We start from the raw sequence: 21,761 nt of genomic DNA on the forward strand, positions 1-21,761 counted from the left end.
CGGTATCGGTTGGGCTACGGATCGGATGCCGCCGCGCATCGCCTCGGCACGGCCGCCCCGTCGGCGCCGCCGGCAGGGCATCGGCGCAGGTGAGAGGCCCTGCCGAATGGGGGAGTAGGCTGCGACCATGGTTGGCGGCGGGCAGGATGACGGCGTCGAGCGGGTGGTGGGCGCCGGTGAACCGCAAGGCGTCGGCCGGTTCCGATTCTGGTTCGCCGAACAACGGTGGGAGTGGTCGGACGAGGTGGCCCGCATGCACGGTTACGCCCCGGGGCAGGTCGAGCCGACCACCGAGCTGCTGCTCGAGCACAAGCATCCAGACGACCGAGACCGGGTCGAGGCCACCATCGTCACCTCGGTGGAGGACCACGCACCGTTCTCCAGCAGGCACCGCATCGTCGACACCGGCGGCACGGTCCGCGACGTGCTGGTGGTGTCGGAGCCGATGCTCGATGCGTCGGGTCAGGCGATCGGCACGCAGGGCTACTATGTCGACCTCACCGAATCGGTCGACCGGGAGCGCCGGCTACTACTCGAGGAGGAGTTGCCCGCCGTGATCGAGCGCCGGGCGGCGATCGAACAGGCCAAGGGAATACTGATGTTCGTCTACCGGATCTCAGCGGAGCAAGCGTTCCGGGTGCTGGCCTGGCGATCCCAGGAAACCAACATCAAATTGCAGGAATTGGCCGCGCACCTCGTCGACGATCTGGACAGCATGCCCCCGGTGCCCGCGCCGACGCGGACCCGGCTCGATCATCTCCTGCTGACGCTCCACCGCCGGGACGAGCAGTAGCCCGTGCGCTATCGGCCGCGTCTACGGCAGCGCGCACTCCAGCAGCAGGAACAGCGGACGAGTGAAGTGTTCGTCCCACCAAGGGTTTTCGCGCCGCTGCCGATCGGAGGGCCGGGGTTCGCGCACGGCGGTGATCGCGAATCCGGCGGTGGTGAGCATTCCGATCGTCGCTTCCAGTGAGTACAGCGCTTGAACCGATGCGGCGGGGGAGCGGGTCCCCGCGACCTCGAACCGCTGTCGCACCGTCCGTCCGGCGAAATAGTCGTCGATCGTGAAACCCGTTCCGGCGCTGGTGCGTTCGCCACGGGCGACATAGAAACAGGGATGCATCATCAGCATCACCAGCCGTCCCGGCGGGCGCAGGACCCGGGCGAATTCGGTGAAGCGCCGCCCCGGCTCGGACAGTCCGTGCGGAAGGCGGTTGACCACCACCAGGTCGACACTGTCGTCGGCCAGCGGTAGTGCGGCCACGTCGGCAAGCCGGAATCGCGTGCGAGCCGGATCGTGCGCCGGATGGCTCGCGGCGGCCGCGACGAATTCCGTGCAGGTGTCGACGCCGTGTACGAAACCCGCACCGCGCGTGATCAATTCGCGGGCCAGATACCCTTCACCGCATCCGGCGTCCAGGATGTGCAAGCCGGTGCACTCGCCGACGAGCGCGAGCAGCGCCGGGTCGGTGAGGCCGCTGCGGTACGGGTCGAGGTCTTCGCGCACGATGCGAATCCAGAACTCGGCGTTGGCCGCGTACGCGTCCGAGACGGGCTCGTCTCCCAGCACATTCGCTCCCCACTGCGATCGGGTCGGAATTCGGAACCGAATTGTAGACGGCGGCGGCATGATCCGCACGGAACACCGTCGCGAAACAATGATGTTTTTGATAGCATTTTCCGAAGCCGGTATTCACCGGTGGAATGCGGATTCAGGGCGGCCAGGTGCGGCCCGAATATTCATGGCCGGGTCGCATGCGCGCCGGTCGGAAGGAGTCGGTCGTGGCTCGCATATCGCCCGCGGAAAAGTCGGAGTGGTCGCCGGAACTGGTCGGCTTCATCGGAGAATTTCGTTCCTCCGTGCTCGGTGACACCCCGGCCGACACCCACCCCGCCGGTGCCAACCTGCTCGGTACGCTCGCGCGATATCCCGCGCTGGCCAAGGCATTCCTGAGTTTCAACGGCCATCTGCTGTACGGATCCACGCTCGACGACCGGCAGCGCGAACTGCTGATCCTGCGCGTCGCCGCCGTCCGGCATTGCGATTACGAATGGGCCCAGCATGCGATTCTCGCCGAAATAGCGGGAATGCCGAAAGCGGAAATAGAAAAGGTTGCGGCGGGGGAACCGGACGATGAATGGACGACGGCCGAGAGGGCGTTGCTCGTCGCCACCGACGAATTACTGTCCGACGGTGCGGTCGGCGCCACAACATGGGAGATTCTGGCCGCCGAATTCGAGCCGAATCAACTCATGGATATCGTTTTCACCGTCGGCACCTACGATATGCTCGCCATGGCCTTGCGATCCTTCGGCGTCGAACCCGAGGACGATCTGAAGCCCTATCTGCCGCGGCATCGGTAACCCGGCGTTCTGCCGAGGGCGGGGCCGGTCCCGGGTGATGAGGCCGGACGGCAGACCCGGCCCCACCGCGACCCACCTCAGGTGTTGCGTCCGCCGTTCACGCCGATCACCTGCCCGGTGATGTAGCCGGCCTCCTCGCTCACCAGGAACGCGCAGGCGGCCGCGATATCCTCCGGCAGCCCGATCCGCCCGACGGGAGTCGCGTCGATCTGCTTGCCGACATCGATGAAGCCGCGCTCGGCGGTGGCTCGCATCATCGGCGTATCGATGAACCCGGGCGGAATCGTGTTGACCGTGATGCCTTTTCGCGCGAATTCCAGCGCGAGCACCTTCGTCAATCCCAGCACCCCGGACTTCGAGGACACATACGCGGCCATCCCCGCCGCGCCGCTGTGCACACTCGACGAGGAGATGTTGACGATGCGTCCCCAGCCCTGCTCGACCATATCGGGCAGCACGGCCTGGCAGCAGTCGAACGTGCCGGTGAGGTTGACCGCCAGCACCCGCGCCCACTGCTGTGCGGTGATGTCGAGAAACGGCCCGGACGTGGTGATTCCGGCGCTGTTGACCAGAATCGAGGGCCGTCCCAGCTCGGCCCGCACCCGCTGCACTCCGGTGTCGATGGCGGCGCGGTCGGATACGTCCACGGCCACCCCGATCGCCTTACCGCCGGCCTCGCCGATCTCCCGCGCCGCGAGATCGGCCGCCGCGCCGTCCACGTCGAACACCGCCACCGGCGAGCCGTCGGCGGCCAGCCGGCGCGCTATCGCGCCGCCGATTCCGGATGCGCCGCCCGTCACGATCGCTGTGCGGCCGCTCATTTGATCGACTCCTGCCCGACCAGGGTGGAGCGGTGCATGCGTCGCGGCTGCGAACGATCGAACGGGCAGGCCCGATGCACCAGGCCGGTGTTGTCCCAGATCACCATGTCACCCACCGACCACCGATGGGACAGCACCCGGTCCGGTGCGGTCGCCCGCGCCAGCAGATCGTCGAGCAGGGCGCGGCCCTCGTCCTGGTCCATGCCGACCACATGATCCGCCGAGGCGCCGAAAACCAGTGAGCGGCGGCCGGATTCGTGCGTCCACACCAGCGGATGTTCCCGTCCGCCGCGACGCGCCCACTCCTCGAGCTGTTCCGGAGTCGGGTCCGCATACGTCAGCCGCTGAATGGCCTCGAAGCTGTGCCACACCCGCAACCCTTCGAACCGCCGCTTCTCCTCCTCGGACAATTCGTCGTAGGCGACGTACGTGCTCGCGAACGCGGTTTCACCGCCCGTCTCGGTCACCACGTGAGCGCTCATGATGGACGCCTTCGCCGGCACCTCGTCCATGAAACCGTCCAGATGCCAGTAGTCGTTGCTGGCGAAATACTCCACGTTGGGGTTGTCCGGATCGAAGCTGATCTCCATCACATCCGGATTCGGGTACAGCGGAAACTGCACCAGCTCCCCGAGTTTGCGGCAGAACGCGGCCTGCGTCTTGTCGTCGGCGTGCAACCGCGGGAACAGCAGCACGCCGTGTTCCTCGAGCGCGGCCAGGCACGCCTGCGGCAGGTCGTCGTCGCTGCGTAGCCGGTCGAGGTCGACATCGTCGACCCGCACACCGACCGTTTCGCTGAGTTTGGTGGTGGTGATCGCCGGCATCCGATGCTCCTGTCTGTCGATGCTGCGCGGTCGGACCGCCGCCCCGGCGCGGGAAACTCCCGGTGCGGGGCGCGCGGACCCCCTCACGCCCCCTCCTCCGGGGCGTATCCCAGGATCGCTTTCGTCTCGAGGTACTCCTCGAAACCGTATGCGCCCCATTCCCGTCCGTTGCCGCTCTTGCGATAGCCGCCGAAGGGGCAGGCGAAGTCGAAGCCGTCGTTGATGGCGACCGATCCGGCGCGGATGCGGCGGGCGACCGCGCGCGCCTGGTCGAGGTCGGCTCCCGCGACGAAGCCGGCCAGACCGTATTCGGTGTCGTTGGCGATCTCGATCGCGTGATCGAGGCCGTCGTAGCCGAGAATGGTGAGGACCGGCCCGAAGATCTCCTCGCGGGCGATCGTCATTTCGTTGCCGACATCGGCGAAAACCGTTGGCTTGACATAGAATCCGACCTCCAGCCCGTCCGGCCGGCCGGTGCCGCCGGTGACGAGGGTGGCGCCCTCCTCGATGCCCTTGCGGATCAATGCCTGGATCTTGTCGAACTGGGCGCCCGACACCACCGGGCCCATGGCGACCTCCCCGGTCGGATCGCCGACGCTGATGCCGGCGGCGGCCTCGCGTGCGGCGTCGATCGCCTCGTTCATGCGGGCGGCGGGGACCAGCATCCGCGATCCGGCGCTGCAGGTCTGGCCGGAATTGTTCATCATCGTCACCACGCCCTTGGCGACGTGGGTGGCGAAATCGGCGTCGTCGAGCACGATATTCGGGCTCTTGCCGCCGAGTTCCTGGGTGACCCGCTTGACGGTGGGCGCGGCGTTGCGGGCGATGTCGATACCGGCACGGGTGGAGCCGGTGAACGAGATCATGTCGATACCGGGATGGCCCGACAGCGGCACGCCCACGCCCGGGCCGTCGCCCTGCACCAGATTGAACACCCCGGCGGGCACCCCGGCCGCATCGAGGATCTCGGCGAAGATCTGCCCGGTGAACGGCGACTGCTCCGACGGTTTCAAGATGACGGTGCACCCGGTGGCCAGCGCCGGAAACACTTTGACCGCAATCTGATTCAGCGGCCAATTCCACGGCGTGATCAGTCCGCACACCCCGATCGGTTCCTTGACCACCAGCGAGGCGCCGTGGCGCTGCTCGAAGCTGTACTCGGCGAGTGCGGCGATCGCGGTATCGAGATGTCCGGCGCCCAGATCGACCTGGAAACCGCCGGCGAGCGCGGCCGGTGCGCCCATCTCCTCGGTGAGCGCCGCCGCCAGATCGTCACGGCGGCACTGATATTCGGCCGCGACCCCCCGCAACACGGCGAGGCGGTCGGCCACAGTGGTCGCCGACCAGGTCTCGAACGCGCCCCGCGCCGCGGCCACGGCCCGGTCCACGTCCTCGGCCGATCCGGCGGCGACCTTTCCGCAGACCCGTTCGGTCGCCGGGTTGATCACGTCGATGGTCTGCGCGGTCGCCGGTTCGACCCACTGCCCACCGATGTAGAACGTCGGATATTCACGCATGAGCCGCCTGTCCTTCTCTTCGGATGTGCTGTGGGGCATGGGTTGTCGAGCACGGGGTCTACTGCATCCCTTCCGCGTACCAGGTGCGGAATTCGTCGTAGCTCGGCATCTCCTCGGAATTGGCCTTCGGATCGACGGCGACGTGCACGACCCCCGGTTTGCCGCTGGAGAAGGCGCGTTTGACGGCCGGTGCGATGTCGTCGTCGCGTTCGACGTATTCGCCGTAGCAGCCGAATCCCTCGGCCACCTTGTCCAGCCGGACCGCGGTGCTCCAGTGCACGCCGGTTTCGAGCGACCCGTGCCCGAAGGTGCGTTTGTAGACGCCGACCTCCAGACCCCAGGCGTAGTCGACGCCGACCACACAGACCAGCGGCAGATTCAGGCGTGCGGCGGTTTCCAGTTCGGCGATCTGGAACTGGAACGAGGAGTCGCCGGTGATCAGCATGACCGGCCGCCTGCCGCCGTCGGCCACCGAGGCGCCGATGGCATACGGCAGCCCGGTGCCCAGATGCCCGAAGTTCTGATTCCACATGACGTCGTGCGGCTTGGCCTGCGAGTACGTCCAGCCGAAAATCGTGGTGGCGCCGCCGTCCCGGGCCATGATGCCGTCGGCGGGAAACGCCTTGGTCGCCTCCACGATCAGGCGTGCGGGATGGACCGGGCTCATCCCGCTGGGCGCGGATTCGGCCAGTTCGGCCAGCCGGGCGGCGTCGCGCTCGATCCAGTCCGCCAGCTCCGGAGACGGAGTGCGCGGCGTGTCGCGCAGTGCGTCGACCAGCTGCGGAACCACTGCCCGCAGGTCGCCGACCAGCGGCACGTCGATGGGACGGTTCACTCCGATGGCGGCCGGATCCTGTTCCACCAGAATCCATGTCCGGTCCGCTTCGCCCGCCTGCCAGTGCCGGCCGCGACCGTAGTGCACCGGTTCGCCGAGTTCGGTGCCGATGGCCAGGCACAGATCGGATTGCACGACCGCCTCCACCGCCGACGGGGAGAAACCGTAGGGGAAGGTGCGATCCTCGAGGCCGGGAATGTAGGAGGTGCCGCCGGAGGTCTGGATCACCGGGGCGGCCATGAGATCGGCCAGTTGCTTCACCGATTCCGCCGCCCGCGCGGTGTGCACGCCGTGCCCGATCAGCAGAATCGGCTGCTTCGCGGCCCGGATGTGCTCGGCCGCTTCGGCGATGCGGTCCTGGCCCGCGGTCTGTCCGGCCAGGCGGTACCGGTGCGGTGGCAGCGCCGGCGGCAGATCGAGTTCCTCCTCGATCACATGCGACGGATATTCGATGTACACCGGGCCCGGCGTTCCCGACAGTGCCTTGCGCAGCCCCTCGCGGATGATCTCGTCGGTCTGATCCGCGTATTCGATACTGGCGCTGTACTTCACGGAATTCTCGACCAGACCGGCCTGCTGCACGAACTGGATCCGGCCGCGCCGCACCCGCTGCTCGGTGATCCGGGCCCGCTGCCCGCCCAGGAAGATGATCGGTGAATTCTCCACCTTGGCGCACATGATGGCACCGGACAGATTCGCGATACCGGGGCCCAGCGTGCCGATGCACACCGCGGCCTTCCCGGTCATCCGCGAGACGCCCTCGGCCATCATTCCGGCCGATTCCTCGTGATGCGGCGCCACCACCTTCCAGCCGCGCTCCTCGGCGCGGTGGAACAGATGGACGAAGTTGGGATCCGGAATGCCGAAGATGGTGTCGATACCCTCGGCCTCGAAAAGTTCGAGTATCCGTTCGTAAACCTTCACTGCTGCTTCCCTTCGGTCGCCATCGCGAAGCTGCGGCCGATGTGGTCGGCGTGCGCGCTCAGCGGCGGCAGGATCCACGAGTTGTCGGTGTTGCGGATGTCGTCGATGCGCGCGGCGACCTCGTCGACGGTCCAGGACGGCTGATACACCCCCGGCGTCTCGGCGATATAGGCCCGCGCCACCCGGCCCGCGATCGCGACGAGCAATTCGCCGGTGAGAGAACATGATTCGTGCGCGAGATACGCGACCGCGGGAGCCACCAGTTCCGGGCGCATATCCGGATAGGCGGAGGTGTCGATGCCGGCGGCCATCCGGGTGAGCGCCGAGGGCACGATGATGTTGCAGCGCACGCCCACCTCGGCGCCCTCGAGGGCGACCACATTCGACAGGCCGATCATGCCCGCCTTGGACACGGCGTAATTGGCGACCGCCCGATTGCCGTAGATGCCGCCGATCGAGGAGGTCAGCACCACCCGCCCGTAACCGGCCTCGCTCATGACCGGAAAGGCCGCGCGCACGGTGTGGAAGGCCCCGCGCAGATGCACATCCACCACGGCCTCGAAATCCTCGTAACTCAGCTCGGTCAGCGATCCGTAGCGCACGGTGCCGGCGTTGTGGATCAGGATGTCGAGGCGTCCGAACCGGTCCAGCGCCGTGTCCACGATCGCCCGGCCGCCCTCCGGGGTGGCGACCGATGCGGTGCACGCCACGGCCGTGCCGCCCGCGGCGGCGATCTCGGCGACCACCTCGGCGGCGACTCCGGCGTCGGCGTCGTCGCCGCGCATACTGGCACCGGAATCGTTCACCACGACCTTCGCGCCGCGCTCTGCCAGCAGCAGGGCATACGCCCGGCCCAGACCGCGTCCGGCGCCGGTGACCACCGCGACGCGGTCGTCGAATCTCAGTTCGGACAACGATATATCCTCTCGCGCAACATCTTCCGGGTCTAGGTGGTCAGCGTGAGGCCGTCCAGATCGCCGGCGTCACGCCAGGCCTGCAGCAATTCCTCGAGGACATAGAAACCACCCCAGAACGGGTCGCCGAGGAACGAGCGGCCGTTGGGCTCGCCCTCGCTGTTGTAATAGCCGGGGGTGCATTCCATGACGAAGGTGCTGTTGTCGACGGTGTTGGCTCGAATCGTCTGCACCCACGCCGCTTCGGCCTCCGCCGTCGGCTCCACGCGGGTCGCGCCGCGTGCCTGCGCCTGGGCGATGATGTAGGCGATGTGGTCGGCCTGCTGCTCGTACATCAGCGTGGTGGCCGCGGTGACCCCGCCCTGAATGAAGCCGGTCGCGAAATGGTTCGGGAATCCGTGCGCCATGATTCCGTGCAGCGTGCGAAAACCCTTGCCCCAGTGCTCGTACAGCGATTTCCCGTTGCGGCCGGCGAACGGCGCGATGTCGAACTGGCGATCCAGCGCGGTGGTGATTTCGAAGCCGCTGGCGAAGACGATGCAGTCGACCTCGTATTCGACGCCGTGCGCGATGACGCCCTTGGGCGTGATCCGCTCCACGCCCTTGGTGTCGGAGACGTCGACCAGGGTCACATCGGGCCGGTTGAACGTCGGCAGGTATTCGTCGTTGAACACCGGCCGCTTACACATGTTGCGGTAGTACGGCTTCAACTTCTCCGCGGTCTCGGGATCGGTGACGATCTGTTCCACGCGCCGGCGCAATCGTTCCATGGCGCGGTAGTCCTCGATTTCCTTGAGTTCGAGGAACGTCGCCGGATCGGCCAGTGCGGCCCAGCCGTCGGTCTCGTTCAGTTTCGCCGCCAGATTGCGGGCGACCTCGGTCCAGCCGTCGCAGATCAGATCCGGTTCGCCGGGGGAGTAGAAGGCGAACGCGGCATTGTGGAAATTGCGTTGCCGTTCGGTGCGCCAGCCCGGCTGCAGCGAGGCCACCCATTCCGGATCGGTCGGGTGGTTGTCGCGCTCGAAGATATAGGACGGCGTGCGCTGGAAGACCGTGAGATGTTTCGCACCGCGCGCCAGATGCGGAATGACCTGCACCCCGCTGGCGCCGGTGCCGATGACGGCGATCTTCTTGTCGCCGAGGCGATCCAGGCCGCCGTGCAGGTCACCGCCGGTGTAGTCGTAATCCCACCGCGCGGTGTGGAAGGTGTGGCCCTCGAACTCGGTGATTCCTGGGATGCCGGGCAGTTTCGGCCGGTTGTAGGGCCCCTGGCACATGATCAGGAAGCGGGCGCGGATCTCGTCGCCGCGGTTGGTGGCGATGCGCCAGCGTGCGATCTGCTCGTCCCATTCCAAGGCGCGCACCAGCGTATGGAAGATCGCCTTGTCGTAGAGCCCGAAATGTTTACCGATGCGCTGGGCGTGCTCGTAGCATTCGTCGCCGTGGGAGAATTTCTCCTTCGGAATGAATCCGGTTTCCTCGAGCAGGGGCAGATAGCAGTAGGCATCGGAGTCGACCTGGATGCCCGGATACCGATTCCAGTACCAGACACCGCCGAAATCGCCGCCGAGTTCCACGATCCGGAAGTCGGTGACACCGGCCTGCTGCAACCGGTGGGCGGTGATGAGTCCGGCGAATCCACCGCCCAGGATCACGACCTCGATATCGGCGTCGATCGGGGCGCGCGGAACGACCGGCAGGTGCGGGTCGGATTCGTAGAAGTCCGCGAATTCGCCGGCAGCCTCGAGGTACTGCTGCTGGCCCTCCGGGCGTAGCCGCTTGTCGCGTTCGGCCAGATACTTCTGCCGCAGGGCGTCTCTGTCGACCTCGGGGGTCCGGGTGGGGGCGCAGGGTTTCATCGGAAAATCCTTGTGGGGTGGGAGTTCGGGTCATTCGAGGTCGGTCGGCGCGCCGGTGCCCATATACCTCGCGAGGTTGTGGTGCAGGTTGACGATCGTGCGCTCGCGGTACGGATTGGGTTTCGGACCGGAGAAGCCGCGGGATTTCATGCCCTGCTGAACGGCGGCCATATTGTCGAAATCCTGTGGCAGCACGGTCCGCCAGCCCGGATCGCCGACCGGGGTGTAGATCCACTCGGTCTCCGGTTCCGCACCGGGCGGGAACAATTCGAAGACCGCGGCCTCGAAGATGCACTTGTCGGGGTCGTAGCCGTAGGGCCGGAATCGGTAGCACAGCATGTTGTTCAGTGCGTGCCCGATCTGGAAATTGGGGAAGATCTGCCAGGCGGTACCGCTTTTCGCGACGATCTCCGGATCCACGGTCGGCCACACCACGCCGCGTTCGGCATCTTCTTTGCGGCAGGTGTCGAGCCAATAGCGCATCACCTGGTCGGGCGGAGTATCGGCGGGGAGTTCGTCGGCGAGGCGATTCGCGACCTCCACCATCGTCTCGGTGGTATTCGTGTTGGCGTTCTCCCAGGTGAAATTCTGCAGCTGCGCGGTCGAGATCCGGGCGTCGGGACCGGCGCCGATCCGCAGCTTGCCCTGGTTCTCCTCCATCCCCTTCGGGGCGTCGTAGCCGATATTGCTGTGTCGGCCCTGGGCGCGGCCCCAGCCGAGGAAATTGCCGAAATTCATGAATTCCGGATGGGTGTAGGGGACGTGGTAGGTCTCCATGAACGCCTCGAAGGCGACCTTCCAATTGCAGTCGAAGGTCAGCCACCGCCGCCAGCGGTACCGCATGTTCTCCAGGTGGAACGGATCCAGCAGGGAGGCAGCGGGTTCCAGATAGTCGCGCAGCGATTCGCCGTCGGGATCGAGATTGATCCAGACCCAGCCGCCCCAGGTGTCGACGCGCACCGGCGCCAAACCGTCGTTGCGTTCGGTCAGTCCGCAGGTCCAGTCACCGCGTTCGGGCACGAAGGTGTTGCGGCCCTCGAGGTCGTAGCGCCAGCCGTGGAATCCGCAGACGAACTGTTTGCGCTGCCCGTGTGCGTCATGGGCTCCGGGCGGGGTGTCGACCAGGCGGCGGCCGCGGTGCGCGCACACATTGTGATAGGCGCGCAACGTATCCGGCGCTGTGCGCACGACGATGATCGAGTCGTCGAGGATGTCGTAGGTGAGGAAATCGCCGACGCGGGGCAGCTCCTCGACGCGGCACACCTGCTGCCACACCTTCGCCCACAGCTTGTCGCCCTCGGCGCGGGCGTACTCGGGACCGATGTAGGCCTCGACGCCGATCGTCATGGGTGTCGACAGCGGTGGCGCCGCGGTCGTCTCGGTGATGCTGTCGGCAGTTTCGGTCATGACTTCTCCTGACGGCGTCTCAGCGTGTGATGGCGGCACGGAACCCGTCGTCCTCGAGGAACAACGAGGTGTTGTCCGCGCCCAGATGGGTCCATTTCAAGTTCAGCCCGCCGTCGACCAGCACGGTCTGCCCGGTGATGTAGCTGGAGAGTTCGGACAGCAGGAACAGGATCGGCCCGGCCTGTTCGTCCGGCCGGGCGCGGCGGCCCATGGCGATGGCTCGGCGATCGCGCTCGGGATCGGCGCCCACGTAGGTGCCCGAGGCCGGGGTCGCGGTGACGCCCGGGGCGACCGCGTTGACGCGAATTCCGTCGAGTGCCAGTTCGGCGGCCAGGGTCCGGGTCGCGGCCACGAGTGCGGCCTTCGCGGTGCCGTAGGCGATGTGGAAGGGGGCGGCGTTCATCCCGCTGATCGACGACAGCGACACGATGGATCCCGGCAGCCCCCGCGATCTCAGTTCGGCGGCGACCGCCTGGCTGAAGAAGAACATCGTCTCCAGATTCCATTCGAGCAGCGCCCGCCAGTCCTCGCGGGTGACCCGGGTGGCCGGCATCCAGGTCGCGGGTGCTGCGCCACCGGCGATATTGACCAGGCCGTACAGGTCGCCCTCGGCCGCGCGCGCGTGATCGAGCACCGTCGCGATGCCCTCGTCGGTGGCGGCGTCGGCGGCCACCGGCACGATCGGAAGTCCTTGTGCCGCAAGCGGTGCGATATCGGCGTCGAGTTTGTCGCGGGAGCGGCCCACCGCGATCACCCGGGCCCCCGCCTCGGCGATGCGGCGGGTGACCGCCGTGCCGATGCCGCCTCCGCTGGCGCCGGAGACGATGACGACCCGGCCGTCGAGTCCGAAGAAGTCGTTGACCGTCATCGTTGCGACCGGCCGTCGCGCCGGATCGCGAGGACGCTGCCCTCGGCATCGCCGGAGAGGTAGAGCGTGCCGTCGGGCCCGGCGGCGATGCCGCTGAACGGTCCCTGCGGTCCGGAGAACGGCAGCAGGCCCTTCAACGGTTTGGGTGTCACCCCGGGCGGGGCGCCCACCGGCAGATTCCGCGCGATCACCTGGCGCGCTTCGGTTGTCGGATCCAGGCCGATCAATTCCTTGGCCTCGACGTCCACGATGTACACGACACCGGCGTGAACCACCAGCCCGTGCGGCCGGCCGAGCCCGTCGGCCACCGTATCCACCGTCGAACCGTCGATCGCCGCCACCCGGCCCGCGCCTGCCTCGGCGACCAGGCAGATGCCGGACGCGGTGAATGCCACGCCCATCGGATCGTGCAGTCCGCTCGCCAGCAGTTCGGCGCGCCCATCGCGTACCGCGTGCACGGTGCCGGTGCCCCGGTCGGCGACCGCGACGGTGCCGTCGGGTGCGACCGCCACACCGTAGAGCTGGTCGAGCCCGTCGACGAGCACCTCGCTCTCGTTGGCGGCCGGGCGATAGCGCGAGACCGACCCGTTGCCGGTGACGATGAGCTCACCGCCGCTCGTCGCGGTGAGTCCGCGAATATAGCCGGGGTAGCTGGGGCTGAAAAGCATTCCGGCGGTATACAATTCGCCGCCCGGCGGGACGGCGAGCAGGAAGGTGCCGTCCGCGATGTAGAGGGTGCCGTCCGGGCCGACGGTCAGGTCCAGCGGCCAGGTCAGTCCGTCGGCGAGGGCGGTGCGGGTGGCGCCGCCGGCGAGGATTTCGGTGATCTTGCCGGTGAAACTGGAGACGAACAGCCGCTCGCCGACGAAGGTCAGATTGTCCAGGCCCGGCCCGACGGTCGCTAGGACGGTTCGCTCGCCGTTGCGCGGATCGATCCGGAGTACCTCACCGGTGGCGACCTGGGTGGAGACGATGCAGCCGGTGGCGTCGAATTTGACCGCGTCCGGTCCGCCCAGGTCGGCCGCGACCCGCTCGGGTTCGCCGCCGTCGGGATCGATGCGCCAGATCTCGTTGCTGCCCAGCAGCGGATAGTAGAGCTTGCCGTCGGGCCCGGCCTCGAGGGCGTTCGGCATCGGCAGCCCGTCCAGCAGCACCCGCGGTGCGCCGCCGGCCGGGTCCACTTCCATCAGCCGCCCGCCCGGGCGGCATTCGTCGACGAACAGCCGGCCCCGGTGAAAGGTGATGCCGTTGGCGCCGGGGAGATCGTCACGCAGCACCCGGGTTGCGCCCTTGCCGTCGCGAATGCTGACGCGGCCGTCGTAGTACTCGGTGATGTAGAGCTCACCGTCGGGTGCGAAGGCGATGTCGTCGGGCGCGACGATATCGCTGCCCATCGCGCTGATCGTCTCCAGATCGCCGGAATTCGGGTCCAGGGCGCTGATCTGGCTGCCCGCCACCTGCGCGACGTAGATCCGCCCGTCGGCGCCGGTGCGAATGCCGTTGGCGCCGAACAACCTGCTCGGTGCGGTGATGCGGTCGAGGGTCCACCCGTCGGCGACGCTCGCCGCGGTCGAGGTGAGGTAGCGCGCCGGTGTAGTCACCGCGAAGCCTCCGTAGTGCTCTGGGAAGTTCTGGGACGAGGAATCACTCGATTCGGTGTCGGCACCCGGTCTCGCCGCGAGACGATAGTGATGTATGACACCCTCTCGTTGAGGGAGAGCGTAGTTCTCCAATTCCGATCATTCAAGTGTTGTTATCATTGACAGGATTGACGTAGCATGCGCGAGCTACCGGCCGTCACCTGCGGCGATGATTACCGATGTCGGGTGGAGTCTCGGCCTGGTTTCGGCGGCGCTGCTCGTGCGCGGACTGCTCGCGGCCGGGATGGGCCCTTTGACAGGCCGGCTGGTCTCACACTTCGGCGTGCGGGCGACTGTGCGGGCCGGTGGCGTGACCAACTCCGGGTGCGGGGCTACACACCGGCCGGCGCCCGGCCGTCGCGGCTGCGGCCGGCGCCGACCAGGGAGTGATCAGACCGGATGACCGGATTCGGTTGGGCGCGGGGCGTTTTCGGGTTCACGCGGCCCCTGGTCCAGCCGGAACGGCGGGTACTCGTCGCGCATCAGCGACACGTAGGCCCGGACTCGCAGCGTCCAGCGGTTCATGCCGAGTACGAAGGCGAACAGGCCGTTCGGATAGCGGCCGGTGAACAGCAGCGCGATCGCCGCGATCAGCACGAGGATGCCGAGCAGCGGAATCCAGATGACGGCGGTCCCCTCGTCGTCACTGCCCCAGTACCGTGAGCTGCCGACGAACGCCCAGACGATCAGATACTGGGGGATCGCCAGCAACCACCATTTGATCAGGACCAGACCCCGGTGCAGCCGCTCGGGATAGTCGACCTCGAGGTCGGCCGGATAGTTCTCGTCCGGCCGCAGACTGAACGGCGGGTACCGGTCGGTGCCGAGCGCCGAGAGCGCGTAGAACCGCACGCGCCACGACCAGCGCAGGACACCGACGGTGAAATCGAACAGTCCGCGGGGATAGCGGCCGGTGATCAGGATGGCGAAGAACGCGATGACCGTCACCACCGCATAGGCGATACTCAGGAAGAACAGCACGATGTAGTGCGGGATCGCCAGAATCCACTTGACGATCCATTGCCAGCGCGACAGCGCGGGATCCAGATCGCCGCGCACGCGGACCGGGTAGGGAGATGCCTCGGGTTGCATGTCACGCTCCTCTCGGCGGTCGCGGCCCAGCCGAGCCGCGTCGGATATGCACGATTGTTTCGCATTCACGCTGCGCGCAGGGGCAATTCGGGCCGGTGCGCGTCGCCGGGCCGGAACACGCGGCCGGTCGGTGCCGTGGTCGGCCATCCCGCGCACGCGCGGAGCTCACGTCCGCATCCGCCGATCTTCGTCGGTGGCGGGGAGGTCGCGGCGCGGCGTGCGGTGCGCCTCGGTATCGGCTGGGGGCCCAACGGCGTATCCGACCCGGCGCAGGTGCCGGACCAACTGGCCGCCGTCGGCGACAGCGGCATCCCGATCGCGATCACGCCGGTCGCGCCCGATCCCGCATTGCTGGATGCCTATGCCGAGGCCGGTGTGCAGCGGGTGACCCTGGCACTGCCGACCCTGCCGGAATCGGAATCGCTGCGCGCCCTCGACGAATTCGCGGCGGTCGCGCAGCGCTACCGCGACTGAATTCGCGATGTGCTGTGCCGCAGCGTCTTTCGCTTGCGTTTACAGCCGGGCGCGGGGCCCCGCGGCGATCGCCTGGCGTGCCATGTCCGAGGACGCGTTCACCACACCGGAGTCGTAGCGCTCCAGCACGACGGACTGGGTCGCGCGCAGGTGGGCGCGGGCCAGGCGTTCGGCCTCGGCGTCGTCGCCGTCGGCGATCGCGGTGACCAGGCGGGCGTGCACCCGGGCGGCGTCGTGGGCCTGCGGTTTCGACGGGTACTCACCGCGCCGGGTGAGCGTCTCGGCCCAGGCCTGCTCCTGCGCCGACCACAGGGTGACCAGGCTCGACACCACGCAGCGCACGGTCGCGTTCGGGGTGAAAGCGACCACCAGATCGTGGAATTCGCGGGCGGTGCGGGTGAAGGCGACACCGTCGCCGACCACTTCTTCGCAGGCGTGGATATTGGCCTCGAGCGCCGGGACCACCACTTCCGCGCGATCGGGGCGGCGAGCGCATTCGGCGGCGCACAGCGGTTCGAGCATCTGCAAGGCGGCGGCCAGATCGCCGAGGGTGACCCGCGCTCCCTGCAGCGCCAGACCCAGGTGATAGGCGGCAGAGTATTCGTCGGGCCGGTGGACCTCCGCGCCGCCGACATTGCCGCGCCGCACGGTGACCAGTCCCTCGGTCTCGAGGATGCGCAGCGATTCCCGGATCGAGGGATAGCTGACGCCGAATTCCTTCACCAGCTGGTCCTGGGTGGGCAGGCGATAGTCGTCGTCGCCGGACAGGATGCGGGTGCGCAGCTCGGAGGCGACCGTTTCGGCGATGCGGCGCTGCGGAATCCGCCCGCGACGCGCGGTGGTCACGCGGGCTGCCTTTGGTCCATGCACGGATTCTAACCAGCTGGTGCTGACCATTCAAATATTGCTATCCTTGTGAGGATTGACGTACCGTCGGGTGATGGACTTCACGATGGGGGAGGCCGCCAACGCGCTGCGAGATGAATTGCGGCGCTTGGTGTCCCAGCACGTCCCCGCCGATTTCCTGGGCGCCTTCACCGACGACCCGGCAGATCTCGCGGTCGCGCAGCATTTCTGCGGAGTTCTGGCCGAGCGCGGGCTCCTGTGCGCGGCGTGGCCCCGGGAATTCGGCGGGCGCGGCGGATCGGTGTGGGAGCAGACGGTGGTCCGCGAGGAGATGTGGGCCCATCACGAGCCGCGCGGCGCCCAGTACATGGGGGTCAACTGGGTGGGGCCGGCGCTGATGCGACACGGCACCCCGCAACAGCAGCGCACCCACCTGCCGCCCATAGCGCGCGGCGAGGTGATCTGGTGTCAGGGATTCAGCGAACCCGAGGCGGGGTCGGATCTGGCCTCGCTGCGCACCACCGCCCGCCGCGACGGCGACGGCTGGCTGATCAGCGGCCAGAAGATCTGGACCTCCTACGCCACCATGGCGCAGTGGTGTTTCCTGTTGGCGCGCACGGCCACCGGCGAACGCAAACAGCAGGGGCTGACCATCTTCCTGGTGCCGATGACCGCGCCGGGGGTCCAGGTCCGGCCGATCCGGGCCATGATGGGGCCGCATCATCTGAACGAGGTCTTCTTCGACGAGTTGCGGGTCACCGAGGCCGATGTGCTCGGCACGGTCGGCGACGGCTGGAAGGTCGTGCAGGAGGTGCTGGCCTTCGAACGCGTCGGCATCGCCCGCTATGCCCGGTGCGAGCGACTGCTGCGTGCGGCGCCGGAGGTGCTGGGCGATCGCTGGGCGGAGGTGCCGGCCGAATTGCGCGGGCGCTGGGCGCGCATGCTGGTGCACTGCCGCCGCGCGCGGTTGCTGGCCTACCGGGTGGTCGCCATGCAGCACGAGGACCGGGTGGCGCCGGGCGACGCCGCCGCCTATCGGATCGCGGTCACGCGGCTCGACCAGGACAGTGCCGAAGTCCTCACCGAATTGGCCGATCAGCTCGACACCGCACCGGATGCGCGGCGCGAGAGCTGGTTTCGCCGTGCCGTCGCCGATCATTGGCGGTATTCGCAGGCCGCGACCATCGCCTCGGGAAGTATCGAAATGCAGCGGCTGTTGTTGTCGCGGGCACTGCTGGGGGCGTCGTGAACATCGATCTGAGCCGGGAGGCCGCCGACTACGGCCGGGAGGCGAGCCGGGCCTTCGAGGCCGCGGGCGGGGATCGGCTGATCCAGGACGCCGAGGCCCATCCGTCTCGTCGCGGGGAGATCGTCGCGTCCGTGCTGGCCGGACTCGGGGCGTGGGAGCTGGATCCGCGTCGCGACCGCGACGATCTGGAGGCCGCCGGGGCGCTGTGCCGCAGTGCCGGCTACTGGGCGCTGCCGTATCCGCTGGCCGAACGGCTGGCACGGCCGCTCGACGCGGACGCCGACGGTCTGGTGGTGATCACCGAATCGCATCCTCGCGGCGCGGTCGCCGAGCTGGACCTGCGGTGGTCGGCAGTCACGGTGGAGGGCAAGCTCTTCCAGGCGCGGGCGCTGCCCGACGGTGCGGCGCCACGCACCTCCGCCTTCGTGACGCCCTTGGCGCTGACCTCGGTCGGGGCGGCCGGCAGCGCGGATGCGGCCCTCGCGCTGACACTGAGCTGCTGGACGCTGCTGGGCATGCTGGACCGCGCCCTCGATCTCACCCGTTCCCACGTCCTGATGCGCACCCAGTTCGGACAGCCGCTCGCGAAATTCCAGGGCGTGCAGTTTCAGCTCACCGACGCCGAGGTCGAACGCAGCGGGGTGGACGTCCTCGCGAAATACGCCTTGTGGAGCGTCCAGTGCGGCGGGGAGGATGCTCTCGGCGACGCGCTCGCGGCGCGGGTGGCCACGCTCGATGCCGCGGAATCCGTGTTCCGGGTCGCCCACCAGCTGCACGGGGCCGTCGGCTTCTGCGACGAATCGCCGCTGTCGTGGTTGTCGCGCTACAGCCTGCCGTTGCGCCGGCTGCCGTGGGCGAGTTCCGGTACCCGCGATCGACTGACCCGCCATCTCGGCACGCGGGGGCTGCCCGGGCCGTTCGACGGCGAGGAGGCAGTCGATGCGACATGGCAGTGAGTGCAACAGTGCGTCGAATGCGAAAGTGCGGTAAGTGCCTGTGACGGACGATATTCCGAACCGCGATATCGCGAACTACGACCTGCCCGACGTGCTGACCGTGACGGGCAGCGGGCCGGTGCGAACGGTGACCATCAACCGGCCCGACGAATTGAACGCCGTGAACGAACCGCTGCACTGGGCACTGGCCAATGTGTGGCGACAGCTGGCGGCCGACACCGCGGCGAAGGTCGTCGTCGTCACCGGCGCCGGGCGGGCCTTCAGCGCGGGCGGCGATCTGGACTGGATCACCTCCTTCCTCGACGATTCGGTGGCGCGGGAGGAAAGCCTGCGCGAAGGTGCGCAGATCATCGAGGAGATGTTGCGGTTCCCGCTGCCGGTGATCGCCGCGGTCAACGGTCCAGCCATGGGACTGGGCGCGAGCGTGGCCGTCCTGTCGGATGTGGTGTTGATGTCGCGCACCGCGTATCTGGCCGATCCGCATGTGAGCGTGGGGCTGGTCGCCGGTGACGGGGGCGCGGCCTTCTGGCCGCTGCTCACCCCGCTGCTGCGCTCGCGTGTCTACCTCTACACCGGCGATCGCATCGACGCCCCGACCGCCGTCGACCTGGGACTGGCCACCTCGGTCTCCGAACCGGAGAACCTGCTCGACGACGCGTCGCGGCTGGCACAGCGGCTCGCCGCGCAACCGGCGCCGGCGCTGCGAGCCACCAAGCGCGTGGCGAATATGTATCTGTCGCAAGCGCTCTCCGGTGCGATGCAGGCCGGATTCGCCGCCGAATCGGTCACCATGTGCTCACCCGAACATCGTGAACGGCTGCTGGCGCTGCGGCGCGCGGCGGCCCGGAGGTAACCGATGGATGCACCGGCCGAATTCCGGGAGCAGGTGCGGCACTGGTGTGCGGCGAATATCCCGCCCGACTGGCGGGCGCGCCAGACCGGCGCCACCGACGCGGAATTCGTCGAATTTCAGCAGGAGTGGTTCCAGCGCCTGCGCGCCGCGGGCTTCGCGGTGCCGCACTGGCCGAGCGAGTGGGGCGGCGGCATGCCGGTCGCACAGCAGGCGGTGCTGTACTCCGAACTCGCCGCGCACGACGCGCCGCGGCTGGTACTGGCGTTCGTCTCCATCCATCATGCGGCCGCGACGCTGCTGGCCGCCGGCACCGCCGCGCAACGCGAGCGGCACCTGCCGGCGATTCTGGACGGGGAGATTTGGTGTCAGGGCTTCTCCGAACCGGACGCCGGATCGGATATGGCGGCCTTGCGCACCTCCGCCCGCCGCCGCGGCGACAGCTACGTGGTCAAAGGACGCAAGCTCTGGGCCAGCGGCGCGGCATTCGCGGACTGGTGCCTGCTGCTGGCCCGCACCGACCCGAAAGCTGCGCAGCGGCAGGGTATTTCGTACTTCCTGCTCGATATGCGCTCGCCCGGGGTGGACGTGCGGCCGATCCGGCAGGCCACCGGGGAGTGGCATTTCTGCGAGATCGTCCTCGACGATGTCGAGATTCCGGCGGCGAATCTCATCGGTCCCGAGCATGGGGGCTGGCAGGTGGCGCAGCGAACCCTGGGCGCCGAACGCGGGTTGACGATGCTCGAGCTGGCGGAACGGCTGGCGCACGGCGGTTTCCGGCGACTGGTCCAACTGTGCGCGCGACCGCGCCCCGGCGGCGGGTGTGCGCTGGACGATCCAGCGGTCGCCGACCGGGTGGCGCAGCTGGAAACCGAACTGACCGGCCTGCGGGGAATGTGCGCGGATCTGGTCGCGGCCGAGCGGCCCGGCCCGGCCGACGCCTCGATCGTGAAGCTGTACTACAGCGAACTGCTGCAGCGGATGACGGACTTCGGAACGGAGGTGGCCGGCGTGAGCGCCCATACGGTGCTGCGCAAACCGCGATCCAGCGGGTGGGAGTCGGGGGCCTGGATGCTCGATTTCCTCGGCTCGTGGGAGTGGACCATTCCCGGCGGCACCAGCGAGATCCAGCGCACCATCATCGGGGAACGCGGACTCGGCCTGCCCCGGGAACCGGTGGTGCCGCGATGACCGGGCAGCTGTCGGAGCCGGTGACCGGCTTCGCGGAATTGCACGACGACCTGCGCGCGGTGGCACGGCGCGTACTCGGCGCGACCGCACCGGGCGAGCCACAGGACTGGACGCCGATCGCGGCCTCGGGGTGGCCGGGGCTCGAGGTGGCAGCCGAATTCGACGGTGCCGCCGCGACATTCGCCGAAGTGGCGGTGGTGCTGCGGGAAATGGGCCGCGCCCTCACCCGCAGCCCCTACGCCTCGATGGCGGTGCTGGCGCTGCCCGCGCTCGCCGCGGCGGCGCCGGGCGCCGCACGCAACCGGCTGTTGCGCGCGGCGGCCGACGGCGCGGCCGTGCCGATCGTGGTCGCGGGCGGGGATGCCGCGCCGCCGTGGGGCGGGTCCGGCGGGCTCGTGCCGTTTCGTATCGAGCGCCGCGACGATGGAATATCTCTCCGTGGCACAACGGAATTCGTTGCCGACGTCGCATCGGCGACCACCTTGTTGATTCCGGCGGCGGAACCGGACGGATCGACGGTTCTGGTGGCGGTATCACCCGGCGCACCCGGTATCGCGGTCGCCGAGCAGCCGATTCTCGACGGGACCCGCACCGTCGGTGCGGTGCGCGCCGAGGACGCCCGCATCGAGGCGGATTCAATGTGGCGCTGGGCCGATGTCGGCCCGCTCCGAGCGCTGTTCGAGCGGGCCGCGCTGGCCACCGCAATCGACAGCGTCGGACTCGCCGAGGCGGCGCTGGACGCCACCGTCACCCATGTGCGCACCCGCGAACAATTCGGCCGACCCGTCGGCTCGTTCCAGGCGGTGAAACACGCGTGCGCCGATATGCTCGTCGCCCTGCGCGTCGCCGGCCGGCTCGTCGACGACGCCGTGGCCGCACACGTCCTCGGCGCGGCGGATGCGTGGATCCCGATCGCCCGAGCCAAATCCCACGCCTGTGCCGCCGCCGTCGACATCGCCGGAAAGGCCATGCAACTGCACGGCGGAATGGGCTACACCTGGGAGAGCGGCATCCACCGCTACCTGGAACGCGCCACCCTCAACCGCGCGCTGTGCGGATCTCCGGCCGACCATCGGGCGCACCTCGCCCGCCGCTACCGGGATCCGGGCTTCACACCCTGAGGAGTGACT

Annotated in this window: 20 protein-coding genes; 8 read left to right on the forward strand and 12 right to left on the reverse strand. The window is 68.3% G+C overall.

All coding sequences use genetic code 11. From position 1 onward, the window contains the following. Positions 1 to 127: 127 nt before the first annotated feature. Positions 128 to 793 (forward strand): PAS and ANTAR domain-containing protein, encoded by a 666-nt coding sequence (locus tag ACPCUW_RS17100; protein WP_305780416.1) that lies wholly within the window; start codon positions 128 to 130, stop codon positions 791 to 793. Positions 794 to 814: 21 nt separating this feature from the next. Here ACPCUW_RS17100 and ACPCUW_RS17105 read toward each other — a convergent pair whose 3' ends face one another. Continuing rightward, positions 815 to 1,570 carry a class I SAM-dependent methyltransferase gene (locus tag ACPCUW_RS17105; protein WP_423425868.1) on the reverse strand — a complete coding sequence of 252 codons (756 nt, stop codon included), beginning with the start codon at positions 1,568 to 1,570 and terminating at the stop codon, positions 815 to 817. 212 nt (positions 1,571 to 1,782) lie between these two features. Here ACPCUW_RS17105 and ACPCUW_RS17110 point away from each other — a divergent pair, with 212 nt between their 5' ends. Then, on the forward strand, positions 1,783 to 2,364 hold the full coding sequence (locus tag ACPCUW_RS17110; RefSeq protein WP_305780418.1) for a carboxymuconolactone decarboxylase family protein: 582 nt from the start codon (positions 1,783 to 1,785) through the stop codon (positions 2,362 to 2,364). A 77-nt stretch (positions 2,365 to 2,441) separates the two neighbouring features. On the opposite strand, the gene ACPCUW_RS17115 is transcribed toward ACPCUW_RS17110, so the two are convergent. The 10 genes from ACPCUW_RS17115 to ACPCUW_RS17160 form a co-directional block, all read right to left on the reverse strand. Then, a complete protein-coding gene (locus tag ACPCUW_RS17115) occupies positions 2,442 to 3,185 on the reverse strand; it encodes an SDR family NAD(P)-dependent oxidoreductase (protein WP_063018468.1) in 744 nt (247 codons plus the stop codon). Further along, positions 3,182 to 4,009: a TauD/TfdA dioxygenase family protein gene (locus ACPCUW_RS17120; protein WP_423425871.1), complete on the reverse strand. Its 828-nt coding sequence runs from the start codon at positions 4,007 to 4,009 to the stop codon at positions 3,182 to 3,184. The genes ACPCUW_RS17115 and ACPCUW_RS17120 overlap by 4 nt, the downstream gene beginning before the upstream one ends. Positions 4,010 to 4,092: 83 nt before the next feature. Further along, positions 4,093 to 5,526 (reverse strand): aldehyde dehydrogenase family protein, encoded by a 1,434-nt coding sequence (locus ACPCUW_RS17125; RefSeq protein WP_423425873.1) that lies wholly within the window; start codon positions 5,524 to 5,526, stop codon positions 4,093 to 4,095. A gap of 58 nt (positions 5,527 to 5,584) precedes the next feature. After that, positions 5,585 to 7,285, reverse strand: a complete 1,701-nt coding sequence (locus ACPCUW_RS17130) for a thiamine pyrophosphate-binding protein (RefSeq protein ID WP_423425875.1) — start codon at positions 7,283 to 7,285, stop codon at positions 5,585 to 5,587. After that, entirely contained in the window at positions 7,282 to 8,199 is a 918-nt protein-coding gene (locus ACPCUW_RS17135; protein ID WP_305780422.1) for an SDR family NAD(P)-dependent oxidoreductase, read from the reverse strand. Before ACPCUW_RS17135 ends, ACPCUW_RS17130 begins: the two co-directional genes overlap by 4 nt. A 32-nt stretch (positions 8,200 to 8,231) precedes the next feature. Beyond that, positions 8,232 to 10,058 carry a flavin-containing monooxygenase gene (locus ACPCUW_RS17140; RefSeq protein ID WP_423425877.1) on the reverse strand — a complete coding sequence of 609 codons (1,827 nt, stop codon included), beginning with the start codon at positions 10,056 to 10,058 and terminating at the stop codon, positions 8,232 to 8,234. Positions 10,059 to 10,088: 30 nt separating this feature from the next. Next, the gene (locus ACPCUW_RS17145; RefSeq protein ID WP_423425879.1) at positions 10,089 to 11,465 is read right to left on the reverse strand and encodes an aromatic ring-hydroxylating oxygenase subunit alpha; all 1,377 of its coding nucleotides are present in this window, start codon (positions 11,463 to 11,465) and stop codon (positions 10,089 to 10,091) included. 19 nt (positions 11,466 to 11,484) lie between these two features. Then, on the reverse strand, positions 11,485 to 12,333 hold the full coding sequence (locus ACPCUW_RS17150; RefSeq protein WP_063018446.1) for an SDR family NAD(P)-dependent oxidoreductase: 849 nt from the start codon (positions 12,331 to 12,333) through the stop codon (positions 11,485 to 11,487). Next, on the reverse strand, positions 12,330 to 13,934 hold the full coding sequence (locus ACPCUW_RS17155) for an SMP-30/gluconolactonase/LRE family protein (protein ID WP_423425880.1): 1,605 nt from the start codon (positions 13,932 to 13,934) through the stop codon (positions 12,330 to 12,332). Before ACPCUW_RS17155 ends, ACPCUW_RS17150 begins: the two co-directional genes overlap by 4 nt. A gap of 429 nt (positions 13,935 to 14,363) precedes the next feature. After that, positions 14,364 to 15,065: a DUF4389 domain-containing protein gene (locus ACPCUW_RS17160; RefSeq protein WP_063018444.1), complete on the reverse strand. Its 702-nt coding sequence runs from the start codon at positions 15,063 to 15,065 to the stop codon at positions 14,364 to 14,366. A 135-nt stretch (positions 15,066 to 15,200) separates the two neighbouring features. Here ACPCUW_RS17160 and ACPCUW_RS17165 point away from each other — a divergent pair, with 135 nt between their 5' ends. Then, a complete protein-coding gene (locus ACPCUW_RS17165) occupies positions 15,201 to 15,539 on the forward strand; it encodes a hypothetical protein (RefSeq protein WP_423425881.1) in 339 nt (112 codons plus the stop codon). Between the two features lie 39 nt (positions 15,540 to 15,578). Here the strand turns inward: ACPCUW_RS17165 and ACPCUW_RS17170 are convergent, their stop codons facing one another. Beyond that, on the reverse strand, positions 15,579 to 16,385 hold the full coding sequence (locus tag ACPCUW_RS17170) for a FadR/GntR family transcriptional regulator (protein ID WP_063018440.1): 807 nt from the start codon (positions 16,383 to 16,385) through the stop codon (positions 15,579 to 15,581). Between the two features lie 94 nt (positions 16,386 to 16,479). Here ACPCUW_RS17170 and ACPCUW_RS17175 point away from each other — a divergent pair, with 94 nt between their 5' ends. Genes ACPCUW_RS17175 through ACPCUW_RS17195 form a run of 5 tightly spaced genes read left to right on the forward strand, consistent with a single transcriptional unit; the run spans position 16,480 to position 21,752 of the window. Then, the gene (locus ACPCUW_RS17175; protein WP_423425882.1) at positions 16,480 to 17,634 is read left to right on the forward strand and encodes an acyl-CoA dehydrogenase family protein; all 1,155 of its coding nucleotides are present in this window, start codon (positions 16,480 to 16,482) and stop codon (positions 17,632 to 17,634) included. Further along, on the forward strand, positions 17,631 to 18,590 hold the full coding sequence (locus tag ACPCUW_RS17180; RefSeq protein ID WP_423425883.1) for an acyl-CoA dehydrogenase family protein: 960 nt from the start codon (positions 17,631 to 17,633) through the stop codon (positions 18,588 to 18,590). Before ACPCUW_RS17175 ends, ACPCUW_RS17180 begins: the two co-directional genes overlap by 4 nt. Positions 18,591 to 18,624: 34 nt before the next feature. Continuing rightward, a complete protein-coding gene (locus ACPCUW_RS17185; protein WP_423425884.1) occupies positions 18,625 to 19,443 on the forward strand; it encodes an enoyl-CoA hydratase/isomerase family protein in 819 nt (272 codons plus the stop codon). 3 nt (positions 19,444 to 19,446) lie between these two features. Next, positions 19,447 to 20,631 (forward strand): acyl-CoA dehydrogenase family protein, encoded by a 1,185-nt coding sequence (locus ACPCUW_RS17190; RefSeq protein WP_423425886.1) that lies wholly within the window; start codon positions 19,447 to 19,449, stop codon positions 20,629 to 20,631. Next, positions 20,628 to 21,752: an acyl-CoA dehydrogenase family protein gene (locus ACPCUW_RS17195; protein WP_423425887.1), complete on the forward strand. Its 1,125-nt coding sequence runs from the start codon at positions 20,628 to 20,630 to the stop codon at positions 21,750 to 21,752. Before ACPCUW_RS17190 ends, ACPCUW_RS17195 begins: the two co-directional genes overlap by 4 nt. Positions 21,753 to 21,761 lie beyond the last annotated feature (9 nt).

The organism is Nocardia sp. AB354 (assembly GCF_049538315.1).
Lineage (GTDB): Bacteria > Actinomycetota > Actinomycetes > Mycobacteriales > Mycobacteriaceae > Nocardia > Nocardia nova.

What these genes read in the sequence shown, in the direction of transcription:
- ACPCUW_RS17100 (WP_305780416.1), top strand. Translation starts at nt 128, where the DNA reads ATGGTTGGCGGCGGGCAGGATGACGGCGTCGAGCGGGTGGTGGGCGCC.
- ACPCUW_RS17115 (WP_063018468.1), bottom strand. Translation starts at nt 3,185, where the DNA reads ATGAGCGGCCGCACAGCGATCGTGACGGGCGGCGCATCCGGAATCGGC.
- ACPCUW_RS17120 (WP_423425871.1), bottom strand. Translation starts at nt 4,009, where the DNA reads ATGCCGGCGATCACCACCACCAAACTCAGCGAAACGGTCGGTGTGCGG.
- ACPCUW_RS17125 (WP_423425873.1), bottom strand. Translation starts at nt 5,526, where the DNA reads ATGCGTGAATATCCGACGTTCTACATCGGTGGGCAGTGGGTCGAACCG.
- ACPCUW_RS17140 (WP_423425877.1), bottom strand. Translation starts at nt 10,058, where the DNA reads ATGAAACCCTGCGCCCCCACCCGGACCCCCGAGGTCGACAGAGACGCC.
- ACPCUW_RS17145 (WP_423425879.1), bottom strand. Translation starts at nt 11,465, where the DNA reads ATGACCGAAACTGCCGACAGCATCACCGAGACGACCGCGGCGCCACCG.
- ACPCUW_RS17150 (WP_063018446.1), bottom strand. Translation starts at nt 12,333, where the DNA reads ATGACGGTCAACGACTTCTTCGGACTCGACGGCCGGGTCGTCATCGTC.
- ACPCUW_RS17160 (WP_063018444.1), bottom strand. Translation starts at nt 15,065, where the DNA reads ATGCAACCCGAGGCATCTCCCTACCCGGTCCGCGTGCGCGGCGATCTG.
- ACPCUW_RS17175 (WP_423425882.1), top strand. Translation starts at nt 16,480, where the DNA reads ATGGACTTCACGATGGGGGAGGCCGCCAACGCGCTGCGAGATGAATTG.
- ACPCUW_RS17190 (WP_423425886.1), top strand. Translation starts at nt 19,447, where the DNA reads ATGGATGCACCGGCCGAATTCCGGGAGCAGGTGCGGCACTGGTGTGCG.
- ACPCUW_RS17195 (WP_423425887.1), top strand. Translation starts at nt 20,628, where the DNA reads ATGACCGGGCAGCTGTCGGAGCCGGTGACCGGCTTCGCGGAATTGCAC.